The organism is Haloarcula sp. K1 (assembly GCF_001647155.1).
Classification (GTDB): domain Archaea; phylum Halobacteriota; class Halobacteria; order Halobacteriales; family Haloarculaceae; genus Haloarcula; species Haloarcula hispanica.
In genome coordinates, this window is record NZ_LRHL01000012.1 from 208,176 (window position 1) to 220,719 (window position 12,544).

Sequence of the window (12,544 nt, forward strand, 5' to 3'; positions counted from 1 at the left end):
CATGCCAGATCGATTACTCCACGCACTCAACGTGCCGAGCGATGCCCAGCAGGAATCTGGATCGACCCGACAGCGAAAACTATCGAAGCAGGGCGTGCTACAAAGCGACGTCTCGTCGACGGAGACGATCTCTTCACAGCCCGGTCGGCAAACGATTGCAGGACAGGTTCGTGGCCGACTCGCACCACTCATCGCTGCGGAACTCGAAGAACTGTTCAACGCATCCGGTGTCGACGTTGTTCCGTACACGCTCCGCGAGGGCGACAGTACCACTGACGGCTACTACTCTCCGGAGAATATCAATGAGGACTTCGCAGATGCTCGCGATGACCGGATCCAAGACTTCGACGGCACACTCACACCGAAGGGCACTCGGCGATCACACTGGCGGGCTGTCCGCACTAATCCCCAAACTGAAGACAACCCGTTCGGGACAGCATCCACCCCAGAGATTGGTCTGTCAATCCGAGCTCGCAAGGTACGCTGGTTTGACGATGTCGGAGGAGCCGTCGTCGACGCAACGCCGCAGCGACGGGTCGAGGGCGAGCACGATTACCTCGATATCTACGATGCCAGTGACCCGGCGTTTGACAGACCTGTGCTCATCTACGACATACCCTACGCTGATGAATACCGTACAGATTGTACGATCTGGGATACCTACAACCGACCGAAGATCTACAAAGAGTCGGGTGATGTGGCTACGGTTGGGTCAGCAACGGTTGGGTCGGCCACGGTCTCAGGATACGACATCTACGTAGCCAGTCAGTGGCAGCGAGTCTACGTCACGGACCATGACTGGATCGGTGACATGGTCTTGGAGACAGATCGGCTACGGCTCGTGATCGACCAGCCCGAGGATGTCCTCCGTGCGTATCGCTGGTCGCCGGCAGATGGACAGTATACAATCGTCCAGCTGGGCAACGCACCGTGGCGGCTCTGGGATATCGATCTCACACATGTCGGCCTCGCTCGCATCGAAGCCCAGATCGAGTTTGAGGACCTCAACACTGGCGACCGGCACAACCTCAATGCGACGCTCGTCCGGGGCCTCGATGACGTCGTGTTCACGGTCCCGACGAACGGCTCCAGCCCGCCACAGGGTCTGATCGACCGGCTTAATCCGATCGCTGACGACTCTGATAGGGTTGTGCAGGCTGCAGGCGATGTCGTCAAGCGGACGGAGGTGGACCGGTGACTGTCCCTGCAACTGGCTTCTACGTGGAGGTGGACAATCCAAACACGGGCCATACCTGGGTCGCGGATCCGCTTGACGATGCACAGTGGCTACCAGCCCTGAACGCGAAACCGGAGGTGCGCATCCCGGTCCCGCCAAAGGATCGGTGGCTCGCGGCCGACTTCGAGGGTGTTGAACCCACGATGCGGGTCTGGCTCGATGGCCAACGGCTCCCGATCGACGAGCTGCGCACGGTCGAGCCAGGCAATTCCGAAGTGGTGCTGGTCGGCGAGGGTGGTAAAGAACTGGACAAGCCCATCTCACGCGAGGTCGACCAGGAGGAGGCGTGGCTCGAGGCCCGCGACACGATCCAGACCGAGACCTCGTACGCCACGAACTTCGATGACCCGGCAACAGACTCAGAGGAGATCCTATTACAGGACATCGCGACGGAGAGCGAGTTCAAGACTGTCCTTTCTCAACAGGCCACTGATGCTTATCAGGTTGTCAACGGTGGTGTCGAGCCATGTCAGACCTGTTTTACTACAGAGGCCGAAGACTCGGACAGCAGCAGTTCGCCAACAACCAGGTCTGACGGAGTTTATAGTAGCGGGACTGCCGCCACGTTCGGATCGTCCGGCCAGTCCAGATCGTGGGACTTTACCACTCAATACGATATCGACCCAGACGACTTTGATATCGCGATCCGGTGGACGACAAATGGCAGTAGCACTAGCTCTGCAGATGTTGAGTGGTCAATTGATGGGGATGTTGTGTCAACGTATTCTCCAGCTGATGGAGGGACCGATGAACCGGATTGGGAGTCGACAATTATAGCTGCTGAATCAGCTGATGGTGGTCTTGATTCGACGCTCTCTGCTGGCTCGCATAGTTTAACAGCCGAGGTAATTGGGACTGGCACCGACGACTTCGTTGTTGACGTCGTTGCCCCGCTGGACACGCGTTTCAACTATACATTCGACAATACACTCGATGATGGAGGGGCGCTTGACGGCCCACAGTTCTACCCCGACGGGCCGGCATTGGATTTCGCCGACGCAGAGACGGTACGTAACGTTGTTGGTGGGCGTGCAACCACATCGTTCAGCAGTGTCGACGATGGACAGCAACTTGCTTTATCGAATGACCGTGGGAAAAACTACAAGACAGCGAGCAACACGGAAACCATCGATAAGTCCTTCGCCGAAGCCGGTGCGTCGTTGCGCTTGCAGGCCACGCTTGGACGGACTGGGTCTCAATCGGTCACCCCGAAGACAGGGATCGAACCACAATGTATCGACAGCTACGAGCTGTATGCGACGGTCGAGAACAGTCCGGTGCTGGAGAATCGTCGAACAGAAGCGACCGTCGGCGAGTGGCTGCGGGAGATTGCTGACTACTCTAACTCGCTATACGAGCTCACGTATGACGAGTCGGTGCCCGGCATTCGTGTAGAGTGGACGCGATCCGGCCAGCGAACGGGGACAGCAGACGAGGCCATCGTCGACTACGATATCGATAAGGATCTTCGAGTATACAAGAAGGCGACCGTCCGAGGCTCAGCCCAGTCAAGGGCTGGTGAGCAGATCACAGCCAACCACGGGACTGCCGTTGGTCTTGATGAGGACGAACTCGTCACGGCCAAGGAGTCTGTCCGGGCTGCGTCGGATGGCACGCTGTACGAGAATAAAGTCGACTACACAGTTGATTACAAGAACGGGTCGATTACGACGCTGTCTGATGGGAACATCGCAGATGGACAGTCCATCATCGTCGACTACCTCTACGAGCCGGTCGGCACGTACGAAGCGTCCGACTACGACCCATCAACGGATCGGGCACTGCCGTCGAAAAAGATCAACAGCGTCACGACACAGCGACAGGCTGAACAGGGAGCACTCGTCCTCCAGCAAAATCTTGATACGCCACTTGTGGAGGCAACAGTCACACTCTCACGGGCGGATGCACAGCGGTCACTAATCGAGGCTGTGCAGTTGTCGGACTTGCCAACAGATGTGAACTTAGAGACCCAATCCGTGGAAAACAGCCCCGAGCAAGTAGTGCTCCAGTTAGGCTCTCGGGACCAGATCAAGGAGGTTATCCGGGATCTCGAGCAGCGACTGGGTGCGACCGAGCAGCGGGCCTGAGCTTACTGCGATGACCCTGTGACGACGGGCGAGCCCCTTGCAGCACACTCTGGAGTGAATTTTTGACACATGGCAAGCAACGAGACCACAGTCTCTGGTGACGTCCTCTATCAGGACGGGGACGACCTCTCGGAGACAAACCTAACGAGATCCGCAGCGAGGAGCAACGCAACTGACTACGTCGAGCGCGGGATGGGCGTCATCGTCGACGCTGCAGCCGGGACCATCGATATCGGCTCGGGGCACTGCATCGTCCAGGACGGTATCCATGCGTTCGATGTCTTCCCGAACCAGATCACAGATATCTCTCTTCCTGCGCCGAACGGGACAAACCACGTCTACCTGGTCATCGACGAGACGGTCGACGACGATATCGCGTACCACGTCGACGATGACGACACGCCGCCGGCGAACCCGTCGTTGAAGATCGCGACGGCCGATGGCGATGCGGGGACGTCCACGCCCGTGAACCCGCGGCCGGATGTGCAACTCGGCGACACGGACATCCAGCGGCTGGTCGCAGCGCTGGACGCGAATGGTCAGGATATCCAGAACGTTGGCACGCTTGACGGTGATCTGGTCAGCACCAGTGTGAATAATACTGTCCGAGTCCAGCCAACTGACGACCTCGTATCTGTCGTTGCGAACGATCTCACGGCAGGCGACCACTTAATCATCGACACAGGTGACACGACAGACGCGCATGCTGTCGATTCGACGGTCACGTTCAGTGTCCCCTGCAGTATCGAGTTTCGCGGCTATGTCAAGCCCACCGGGGACTTCACCGCTATCGAGCTCAACAACGTCAGCGGCTCCTACACTATATATCCGAAGGGCCGCGAGGGGTTCGTCGTCAGCGACGACGACGGCGTGACGACAGCCGGCAGCCACGGGTTTGTCACACACAACGGGTATCAAATGGCCACTCAGGGACGTGCCGATGGCTTCGGAGGCCATGGAGTGTTCCAGCATCAGGCAAGCAGTGGCGACAAGCTCAATCATTGTATCGTCGACTGGTTGATTGGATCAACGGGGGGCAATGGCTTCCGCAACGAGAACACTACCGGCAACGCGAGCAATGTGAATGGTCACTACGGCCGCGTCCAAGTGTTCGGGAGTGAATCCAACGGCGTCGAAATGGTTGATGGAACCCGGAATCGGATGACTGTCGTCGGTGCCTCGGGCACGGGCGGGAATAGCGCGCTCAACGAGGGCGACGGGGCCGGCAAGAACCTGTACTGGCTCGAGGAGGAGGGATGGGGCAACAACCCGTCAGTCAACTCCACCAGCCGCCTGTGGGTGCTGTCGTCCGACAATATATCGCAAGGTGGCTGGCATGCCGGCAACCCTCGTCGGGCGGTGACTTTCCGGGGGAGCGATGGCGTGCTTGATGTAGAGGCATATTATGAGTTCCACTGCGACAGTGGGTCGCCGCATACCTTCTCACTGCCCTCGGACGCCCCCCAGGGCACGGATGCCATCATCAAGGACTTCGACGGCCAGGCCAACACCAACAATCTAACAATAGACACGGAAGGGTCAGGGACGATCGACGGCAACAGTTCCATCAAGATCGATACAAACTACGGCTACAGACGATTGTTGAACGTCAGCTCTGGCGACGGTGGTAACTGGGTCATTGTTGGCTCAGACTGAGTATGCATCTATTCCTGATCACAAATCATAGATAGTAAATATGTGGTAAGTAATCACCTGCTGTGAAACTCAACACACGGGACTCTGTACTTGTATTTGTTGCCAGCATTTTGCCGGCAGTTGTGTTGTTGCCAGTGATTCTCTCGCCAGTTCCAGTCTATCTCACCAACCCGGCAGTGGAGGTCGCGGGCTACTTTCAGAGCTTGGCCATCCTGAGAGAGCCCTTTGCGTCATATACGTACCTAACTATTCAGGAAAGCTACGCTGCGTTGCACCTCCACAGCGTGGTGAGCGCTCCGCTCTTAGCCTTGGGGATTCAGCAGGCTGGTCGGGTAGTGAGCGTACTCTCAACTATATTCGCGGCGCTTTTGCTTTCCAGTATCGCATTCAGATTAGAGGGACGGCGGGCCGCCTTGCTGGCCCCAGTACTGCTTTGGATTCACCCAATCACCGTCCGGATTTCTGACCGGTGGTTTCCAGAAACGCTCGGAATTGTTCTTACGACTGCCGCTGTATATCTCTTAATTCGCTATCTGGACGAGGGACGTGAACGTTGGTATTATTTGTCACTTGCTGTCGTCGCAATAGCTGTCTCCAACCATATGTGGGAGGCATCGATTCTCCTCCCGATGGTGACTCTCTTGGTATATCACGAAAAGTATCGTAAGGCAGCTGGCGCTGTCGCAGTTACGGGCGCTGCGATCGCCTCAGTCTGGGCACTAACACTCCTCCAGCCGAGTGGCGCAAGTACTTACACATTCTTCGGAGTTCATAACGATCCCCTGATTTTCTTGGACCTGAGCTGGTGGAATTACATCACGAAGTTCCCAACCCATCCGCTGCAGATCGCCCGAACCTTCACCATGCCACTCGCAATCGCTGGAATCGGCTGGGCGGGATGGCGAGCCTATACCACGAACGAACGAAAATATTTCCTGCTTAGTTCGTGGCTTGCCAGTGGCTTATCAATTCCAGTTCTCCTCCCACTCGGGATGAGTCATATCTACTACCTGTGGGCCCTCTTGGCTCCTTTAGCACTGTTGGGCGCAACTGTAATTGGAGGCAATCTACCGAAGACTCTTCCCGCAGTCCGCAGCACTGACATGGGGCGCATCGTCGCGATTGTTCTCCTACTTTTTGCAGTCCAATACGGATTATTTTTCGAAACAGCAGTCTTTGCTGGGACAGCAGTCCCAGTCCTAAGCGACATCGATAGTTCAGCTACCACTAGCCCGAATCAGGTCGCAGAAGGCGAAGCGGTCGAGGCAGGTCAGCAACTCCAATCCTTCGACATTCAGCAAGCTGATTCAGTGACGTTCGTTGGACCGTGGGTTCAAGAGAATGCCACTCGCTGGCAAGGGGCCACACCGGCAACTCGTGTTTTGATTTACGGTAAAGTGCATGGCAAAGAAGCGCGGAATCTGTACTCGAAGGGCTCTTCGTCGTTCGTTGAAAACAAATCTCAGATTGAAGACTGCAAGGCCTACGTGGAGAAAGATGGGAAGGAAGTCCATGTCGGGAGTTGTGAAGATGTAGGTGAATAAGACGAGTGGCGTGATCACTACGCCGGCGTCGACTGGCAGCCCCATCCCGGCATCGAGAAGGCACAGTACCTGCTCGATATCGATCCTGCAGCGGACGTCGACGACATCCGATCGCAGTAGCCTCGCTGTTTCTCAGTCTTAATCTACACTTCAGGGCTAATGCCGGTTTCCGTTGGTTAAGACCTGAGCGGGCTCGCCAGCGGCAGCGCTGTCGGCCCACCCACCCCCACAGATAACAATCAGTATTTGTGAAACTTGCACCACCCGGCGAGTGTTCCCCGAGGTGGTCTGGGCTCAGACAGACGGTTGTGAAGTTGAAGCTGTCACGTCTACCGTTTACTCCGGAAGCGGTGGTGTGTCTCTCGCTGCGGACCACCAATCACAGCCAGCGAGTCGGCACATTGGTTAGACGCTCGCGACCGTGCTCCCGACCCAGACACCAAGCGCTGCGCCGGCGATCCCCAGTCCTAGCAGCGCGTAGTTCGCGAGTGGGTTCTTCGCTTTGACTAAGTCAAGCGAGTAGCGCGTCTCGTCGACGGGACTTAGTGGCCGGACGCCCGCCGGCGTCAGTGCGTCGGCGGCGACGTGTGAGGCGATGGTTCCGGCACCGACGATGAACCCTGTCACGGCTGATACGACGGGGCCAGTGATGGTAAGCGCCACCGTACCCGACGCCGTGAGCACGCCGACCAGCAGCGCGAACCAGACCGTGTGGGTCAGGCCGCGGTGCGTGACACCCGGTACCCGCTGATCGAGATCGGGCACCATCGCGAGGGCAACCGCCGTAATCCCGGCGACGAGGGCGAGCTCGACGAAGCCGGCAGCAATGAGGAGCGCGCCGATCGGGGCGATGAACAGCAGCGCTGCGCCGTAGTGGCCGTTCTGGTACATCGGCCTACAACTCGTCCATCAGTTGCTCGGTCTTCTCGCGACGGGCCGCAGCCTCACGGACCTCGTTCAGTCCGTCGACGTTTAGGTCAACGTGCATCCCGCCATCACGACTGTCCTTTTTGATGACCTTCCGCCGCTCCAGTTCCGATGCGGCTTTCGAGACATCGCTGGTCGTCGACACTCCCAGGCGCTCGGCGACGGCGTCGTAGGACACCCAGCTGCCCTCGTCGATGATGGTTGCGAGCACACCCTTGATGTACCGTGGTGAGCAGGTAGCTTCCTCTTTCGCGCCGTCGATGGCTGCCCGGACGGCGTCGTCCTCAAGGAACGACTCGTAGTCGGCCAAGGGTTCCAGCGTCTCCGTTTGCTGCTCCCGAAGTCGCTCGTTCTCGGCTTCGAATTCGTCGACGCGCTCGCGAAGGTCGGTGATTTCCTCGTCAGTAGTGCCAACGCCGGCCTCCGGATCCATTACGTCGACATCCACGTCAAAAGCACTGGCCAGTTCCTGGACGTGCTCAGCGGCCCCGTCGAAGGCTGCCCGGACTTCTTGGACCTCGACCTCTAGGTCGGCGACGTCGTCCTGGAGTCCATCGCGCTCGTCGCGGAGTTCGTCGATAGTCGCCTGCTGTTCGTCAAGACGCTCCTGTAGATCGTCGCGCTCGGCCTTCAGTTCCGACACGCGCTCCTGCAGGTCCGCCACGCCTTCCCCAACGTCCTGGGCAGCGGCTGGTGCGGCATCACCACTGTCCGCGAGATTTTTCAGCGCATCGCCGAGCCGCGAGGTATCGGCCAATTCCTGCTCCAACTCCTCTTTCTCCTCGCGTAGGCGCTCATTCTCCTCACGGAGCTGTTCAAGTTCGTCCTGGCGCTGCTCACGACGCTCGCGCTCGGCCTCGACCTCCTCCTGAATGTCCTCGAGGACGTTGCTCAGTTCGTCGGGAGTCTCGGGGAGCTCGAACGACTCTTCGCGAGGGTCCGGGCTCGATCGCTTGCGGACTGTGGTCGGGCCTACGAGGTCGCCGTCCGTGATGGACTCGCCGCGCGCGAGGATCTCCCCGGTGCCTAGGTTCGCCAGCTCCTCCTCGGAGCAGCGCAGCGCGTCAGCCGTCCGGTCAACGTCCTCGTCACCGGGTTTGTGGGCGATGTAGTCATCGCATAGCTGGATGATGCCGTTGTGCAAAAACGCCCGGCGCTGGTAGCCCGTGATGACCGAGATACCCTTGTTGCCACCCTCCGTAGCGACCTTGATGAGTTGCCCCCGACAGCGCTTGACGTGTTCGTCGAGTTCAGGCTCCGGAGCGCTGTCTTTCGGGGCCATGTAATGGACCTCATCAACAGCGAGTAGCGACTTCGTCCGGTCGCCGCTGCGGTACTTCTCATGGGCCCGGTCGTTTAGGCTTCGGACCGCCCGGGCCGCCGCTTCGTGGACCCGGCTGCCCTCGGCCTCGTAGTCGGCGTAGGTGCTGACATCCAGCAGGACCTTCATGCCGCGATCGAGAACCCACGAGCCCAGCTGGTCGAGATCCTCCAGCCCGACGGCGAGGTCGACGCCGTCCTCTTGGCGAGCACCGACCACGACGATATCCTCGTCTTCGAGGCGGACTGGCGACAGCGCCCCCAGTCGTTCGACGATGAGCGTCGGGATGGCCACGTCGGCGAGGTCCTCCAGGATGACGGCCAGTGTGTTGCTCTTTCCAGTGCCGCTGGTCCCCTCGACGGACAGCCGGAAGTCCTGCTCTGCAACGGGGTCGAACTGGACATCGCCGAGCGTGACAGTCGAGTCGGACATCTCCTCAGGGTCGAGTTGTGCCTGTTCAGGCATCGTCTTTCTCCTCACAGACCACCGCCCGAACCTCCTCCAGCAGGTCGGGGTGATGCTCTTTTAGGACCTCGATGTCCTCCGTCAACTCCTCCTCGACGCGCCGGCGAACGCGAGACGTCGCCTGGTAACGCCGGTCCTTGCCGTGGTCGCCGGAAATCTGCTCCCGTTCGGTTTCGGTGAGCAGTGCGCGAGTTTTGGCCATGCCCCGCTGTTTTGCTGTTTCCATTGTAGTATTTGCTAACCTCTTGTACATGCGTACTTAGCGCATCTACTAATAGTTAGTGTTTGTTCTAACCTTAGCGCAAATGCTAACCTTTATGGAGTTAGCAAATGTACTAACTACTGTGAAGCGGGACGCCGGTCGCAGAAAGGCCGGGACGTGCTGTCACACGTCCGACCGCTTGCAGGAAGCAAGCAATGCAAGACTACATCGCACCCACCGAAAAGAGTACTGTTCCCGACGGCGCTGCGCTCGTCGGCACCGATTCCGAGGGTCGCACCCACTACTACATGGCAGCTGCCGCGTATGACGAGCGCGTGTTCGTCGTCGACGGCGATGACGTCCAGGTGTTTGACCTTGCCGGCACCGGCCGCGACATTGACGACTGGGTCCGCCACGTCAAGGCGTGGGACGACCTCCGGTTCGACGAGGGCTTCGACGACATGCTCGCCCGCGCCATGGAGGCCGGTGCGTGATGGTGGTCCACCGGCCCAAATCGTCCACGGACAAGCAATCGGACCTCCAGCAGGCAATGACGGCCGCGGTCGACGACGCGACTGTTCTGCAGGACCGTGTCTACGAGTCGATCAGCCAAGATGAGCAGCTCAAACGGTTCTGCGACGCGGCTGCGTACGCTGACACCGCGGCCGACTATTGGCCCGAACCCAGTGACGACGAACTGACGAGCGCGGCACACCAAGCGTGGGGGCGACTGTCCCACGCCGCCCGAGAGCGCGCTCTCGAAGTTGTTGCAGAATGCTGTGTCGAAGTCATTATTGACGGCGACGAGTGGGCCGACACGGACCACGTTGACGCCGAGGACGTGACCGTCGCACAACGCCGTGCCCGGGACTGGCTGCAAAGCCACACCAATATCGCGGTTCGCGTCGGCGCACTGGAGGCGATTGCCGATGAGTGAGTCCGACGACCGGCCGCCGCTCCATGTCGGCGACCACGTCCACGACCGTGAGCAGGATCGTGACGCGCCGCTGGTCGTCGTTGCGATGCTGGCCGCCCGCGCCGACGAGCACGAGTGCGGCGATGGTGCGACAGTCGCCAACTACAACGAGGAGTACCCAGCCGACGACCGCGTCGTTGAGGCTGTCTTCGCCCAACGGACCACCGTCGATATCGAACGCGTCCAGCGCTACGCCTACCCGCGTTCACGACTCCGACTGGAGACGCCGGTTCACGACGACGAGGAGGGTGAGGACTGATGGCGGCAGCTGTCGACATCGACGCCCTCGCCCAGCTGGACCAGCGTGACGTGGCGGCGCTGACCGAGCACATGGACGTCTACCCGGACGACCCCGCCACCCGCGACGAGCAAGTCGCGGTCTACAACCGCGGGCAGCGCTACATCGTCACGCCCCACGTTCCCTGCTGTGACTGTCCGGACATGATCCACCGGCGACCCTCCGATGGCTGCAAGCACATCCGACGCGTCGAGTTCGCACGCGGCGAGCGCGCAATCCCCGCCGGCGTTGATTACGACGCTATCGACGACGGCCTACACATCGATACCGGGGTGTCCCGATGAGTCCGGACCAGACCGACGCGGTCGTCGTGCGACGCGAGCCACTCCGGGGGCCAGCCCAGCGGGATCGCTACGAACCGCGTGACGAGGGCGGCTGGCGGCGCGTCGAGGAGCGCTGGAACGGTTGTCAGTGGGTCTACGTTGGATCGGAGATCGTCGATAGCATCGACATCGAAGGTGCGGAGGTCCTGGCATGACCGAGATGCAGTACGGGCAGGGCCGCATCGACTGGGCCCATGTCGAGCTCACGCCGCTGTCCTCGCTACGGCTGGGCGTGTACGTGCCGCTCCCTCGCGACAGACTCGCGTTGTTGGCGTACCGACGGTCGAGTGGCTTGGAGGTCGATCTCAAATGAAGTCCTTCGCTGACCCGTCAACGACGTTCGAACTCGTCTTCGAGGAGGCCTCGGTCGGGCAGGGCGGGCTGACCGCACGCCGGCCGACCGGCGAGATTCGGTGTACCGAGTGTAGGGCTGTGGCGACGAACATCGACGACTTCCCACACGAGCAGTGGTGCCCACAGCGGTTCGTGCATAGCCGCTGGTACGCTGAGCAACTGCAGGGCTGACCACTTCCTATTCTTGTAGCCTTCGGATGGCCGGCGGTTGGTTACCCAATATCAGCTGTTGTGAATGCAGTGAATCCATTTGTAGCATGAACAGTACAGATGGGAGGTCGATAGAGTGTGTTAGGTTCGCCGGTGAGGGTCGAATGAGATCACATGACTATAATAACACCAATCCACATATCTATAGGATTCATCTGCAAACAATACTCTGAGCCTAAAGCAGTGTGAAGGGTATAAAAGACTAACCGCTACTTATAATATCAACAGACGATAGACAGATATCAGGGCGAGATATCTTATATCCTATGCCGGATGATTCTGAATCCAGATGGGCGCACTACGGGTCAACAGACACTGATCAAGATACTGACGGAGTTGAACCCGATGTAGATGACTTAATTAAGGGGTATATTCAGTACAGCGAGGAGTCCAGATATAGAGATGGTATCATGCATAACTCGTATTACTTTGTTTTATTCGCAGTTGCGATATTCACTGGACACATCGTGTCACTAGATCTCAGAACCTTCGAGATTTGGTCGCTGAAATCTGGTATTTTGTTTTTATCTGTTGGTTTAGTTCTATTAGGGATCTCTGTCGTCATGAAGACATATAATAGAAAACGGATAAATGCCGAAGACCGACGTTACGTTATTGAAAATATATTAGACGAGACTTTCTCAAAAAGTGGTATTTTCCAGATTGAGGATAACGAACAGTTCGACCCTCGAGAGGAGGATAACCCCTTTGCGATACAAGAAAACGTCATACACCGGAACAAAAAAACTGTAGAAAATTTAGTCCAGAACGAATTCAACATTGGTTGGCTAGCCAAGCTCAGTATTTGGTTCGGAATAGTGACAATTGGTTTCGGCGCCGGTATTGTACTGGCCAATCTTATTTGATACCGGAAACGGTTATGTTTCAGTGTGGCTGTATCCAATTCTGCGAGGGGGTCGGGCATATTCGCACCCAAGATACGA

The 12,544-nt window shown here is 58.4% G+C and carries 15 protein-coding genes; 12 read left to right on the forward strand and 3 right to left on the reverse strand.

Translation table 11 applies throughout. The annotated features are described in order from the left end of the window. Position 1 precedes the first annotated feature (1 nt). From AV929_RS05890 to AV929_RS05905, 4 genes are all read left to right on the forward strand, one after another. The gene (locus tag AV929_RS05890) at positions 2-1,198 is read left to right on the forward strand and encodes a hypothetical protein (RefSeq protein ID WP_064287696.1); all 1,197 of its coding nucleotides are present in this window, start codon (positions 2-4) and stop codon (positions 1,196-1,198) included. Continuing rightward, positions 1,195-3,324 carry a hypothetical protein gene (locus AV929_RS05895; RefSeq protein WP_064287697.1) on the forward strand — a complete coding sequence of 710 codons (2,130 nt, stop codon included), beginning with the start codon at positions 1,195-1,197 and terminating at the stop codon, positions 3,322-3,324. The genes AV929_RS05890 and AV929_RS05895 overlap by 4 nt, the downstream gene beginning before the upstream one ends. 69 nt (positions 3,325-3,393) lie before the next feature. Further along, positions 3,394-4,980 (forward strand): hypothetical protein, encoded by a 1,587-nt coding sequence (locus AV929_RS05900; protein WP_064287698.1) that lies wholly within the window; start codon positions 3,394-3,396, stop codon positions 4,978-4,980. A gap of 62 nt (positions 4,981-5,042) precedes the next feature. Then, entirely contained in the window at positions 5,043-6,524 is a 1,482-nt protein-coding gene (locus tag AV929_RS05905; protein WP_080510045.1) for a glycosyltransferase family 39 protein, read from the forward strand. A 405-nt stretch (positions 6,525-6,929) separates the two neighbouring features. On the opposite strand, the gene AV929_RS05910 is transcribed toward AV929_RS05905, so the two are convergent. From AV929_RS05910 to AV929_RS05920, 3 genes are read right to left on the reverse strand one after another with little or no spacing between them, the layout of a single operon-like run. Continuing rightward, on the reverse strand, positions 6,930-7,415 hold the full coding sequence (locus AV929_RS05910; protein ID WP_064287700.1) for a metal-dependent hydrolase: 486 nt from the start codon (positions 7,413-7,415) through the stop codon (positions 6,930-6,932). 4 nt (positions 7,416-7,419) lie between these two features. After that, complete coding sequence (locus tag AV929_RS05915; RefSeq protein ID WP_064287701.1) at positions 7,420-9,237, reverse strand: hypothetical protein; 1,818 nt, start codon at positions 9,235-9,237, stop codon at positions 7,420-7,422. Beyond that, complete coding sequence (locus AV929_RS05920) at positions 9,230-9,439, reverse strand: hypothetical protein (protein ID WP_064287740.1); 210 nt, start codon at positions 9,437-9,439, stop codon at positions 9,230-9,232. Before AV929_RS05920 ends, AV929_RS05915 begins: the two co-directional genes overlap by 8 nt. Before the next feature lie 215 nt (positions 9,440-9,654). Here AV929_RS05920 and AV929_RS05925 point away from each other — a divergent pair, with 215 nt between their 5' ends. The 8 genes from AV929_RS05925 to AV929_RS05955 all read left to right on the forward strand — a co-directional run bounded on the left by AV929_RS05925 (position 9,655) and on the right by AV929_RS05955 (position 12,466). After that, a complete protein-coding gene (locus AV929_RS05925) occupies positions 9,655-9,933 on the forward strand; it encodes a hypothetical protein (protein WP_064287702.1) in 279 nt (92 codons plus the stop codon). After that, entirely contained in the window at positions 9,933-10,376 is a 444-nt protein-coding gene (locus AV929_RS05930) for a hypothetical protein (RefSeq protein ID WP_064287703.1), read from the forward strand. Before AV929_RS05925 ends, AV929_RS05930 begins: the two co-directional genes overlap by 1 nt. Continuing rightward, on the forward strand, positions 10,369-10,674 hold the full coding sequence (locus AV929_RS05935; protein WP_064287704.1) for a hypothetical protein: 306 nt from the start codon (positions 10,369-10,371) through the stop codon (positions 10,672-10,674). The genes AV929_RS05930 and AV929_RS05935 overlap by 8 nt, the downstream gene beginning before the upstream one ends. After that, positions 10,674-10,997, forward strand: coding sequence for a hypothetical protein (locus tag AV929_RS05940; RefSeq protein ID WP_064287705.1), 324 nt, complete (start codon positions 10,674-10,676; stop codon positions 10,995-10,997). The genes AV929_RS05935 and AV929_RS05940 overlap by 1 nt, the downstream gene beginning before the upstream one ends. Beyond that, positions 10,994-11,191: a hypothetical protein gene (locus tag AV929_RS05945; protein WP_008312796.1), complete on the forward strand. Its 198-nt coding sequence runs from the start codon at positions 10,994-10,996 to the stop codon at positions 11,189-11,191. Before AV929_RS05940 ends, AV929_RS05945 begins: the two co-directional genes overlap by 4 nt. Continuing rightward, the gene (locus tag AV929_RS21755) at positions 11,188-11,349 is read left to right on the forward strand and encodes a hypothetical protein (RefSeq protein ID WP_155120727.1); all 162 of its coding nucleotides are present in this window, start codon (positions 11,188-11,190) and stop codon (positions 11,347-11,349) included. The genes AV929_RS05945 and AV929_RS21755 overlap by 4 nt, the downstream gene beginning before the upstream one ends. Beyond that, positions 11,346-11,561, forward strand: coding sequence for a hypothetical protein (locus tag AV929_RS05950; protein WP_064287706.1), 216 nt, complete (start codon positions 11,346-11,348; stop codon positions 11,559-11,561). Before AV929_RS21755 ends, AV929_RS05950 begins: the two co-directional genes overlap by 4 nt. 305 nt (positions 11,562-11,866) lie before the next feature. Further along, a complete protein-coding gene (locus tag AV929_RS05955) occupies positions 11,867-12,466 on the forward strand; it encodes a hypothetical protein (protein WP_064287707.1) in 600 nt (199 codons plus the stop codon). Positions 12,467-12,544: the final 78 nt, after the last annotated feature.

What these genes read in the sequence shown, in the direction of transcription:
- AV929_RS05890 (WP_064287696.1), top strand. Translation starts at nt 2, where the DNA reads ATGCCAGATCGATTACTCCACGCACTCAACGTGCCGAGCGATGCCCAG.
- AV929_RS05900 (WP_064287698.1), top strand. Translation starts at nt 3,394, where the DNA reads ATGGCAAGCAACGAGACCACAGTCTCTGGTGACGTCCTCTATCAGGAC.
- AV929_RS05910 (WP_064287700.1), bottom strand. Translation starts at nt 7,415, where the DNA reads ATGTACCAGAACGGCCACTACGGCGCAGCGCTGCTGTTCATCGCCCCG.
- AV929_RS05915 (WP_064287701.1), bottom strand. Translation starts at nt 9,237, where the DNA reads ATGCCTGAACAGGCACAACTCGACCCTGAGGAGATGTCCGACTCGACT.
- AV929_RS05920 (WP_064287740.1), bottom strand. Translation starts at nt 9,439, where the DNA reads ATGGCCAAAACTCGCGCACTGCTCACCGAAACCGAACGGGAGCAGATT.
- AV929_RS05925 (WP_064287702.1), top strand. Translation starts at nt 9,655, where the DNA reads ATGCAAGACTACATCGCACCCACCGAAAAGAGTACTGTTCCCGACGGC.
- AV929_RS05930 (WP_064287703.1), top strand. Translation starts at nt 9,933, where the DNA reads ATGGTGGTCCACCGGCCCAAATCGTCCACGGACAAGCAATCGGACCTC.
- AV929_RS05935 (WP_064287704.1), top strand. Translation starts at nt 10,369, where the DNA reads ATGAGTGAGTCCGACGACCGGCCGCCGCTCCATGTCGGCGACCACGTC.
- AV929_RS05940 (WP_064287705.1), top strand. Translation starts at nt 10,674, where the DNA reads ATGGCGGCAGCTGTCGACATCGACGCCCTCGCCCAGCTGGACCAGCGT.
- AV929_RS05945 (WP_008312796.1), top strand. Translation starts at nt 10,994, where the DNA reads ATGAGTCCGGACCAGACCGACGCGGTCGTCGTGCGACGCGAGCCACTC.
- AV929_RS21755 (WP_155120727.1), top strand. Translation starts at nt 11,188, where the DNA reads ATGACCGAGATGCAGTACGGGCAGGGCCGCATCGACTGGGCCCATGTC.
- AV929_RS05950 (WP_064287706.1), top strand. Translation starts at nt 11,346, where the DNA reads ATGAAGTCCTTCGCTGACCCGTCAACGACGTTCGAACTCGTCTTCGAG.
- AV929_RS05955 (WP_064287707.1), top strand. Translation starts at nt 11,867, where the DNA reads ATGCCGGATGATTCTGAATCCAGATGGGCGCACTACGGGTCAACAGAC.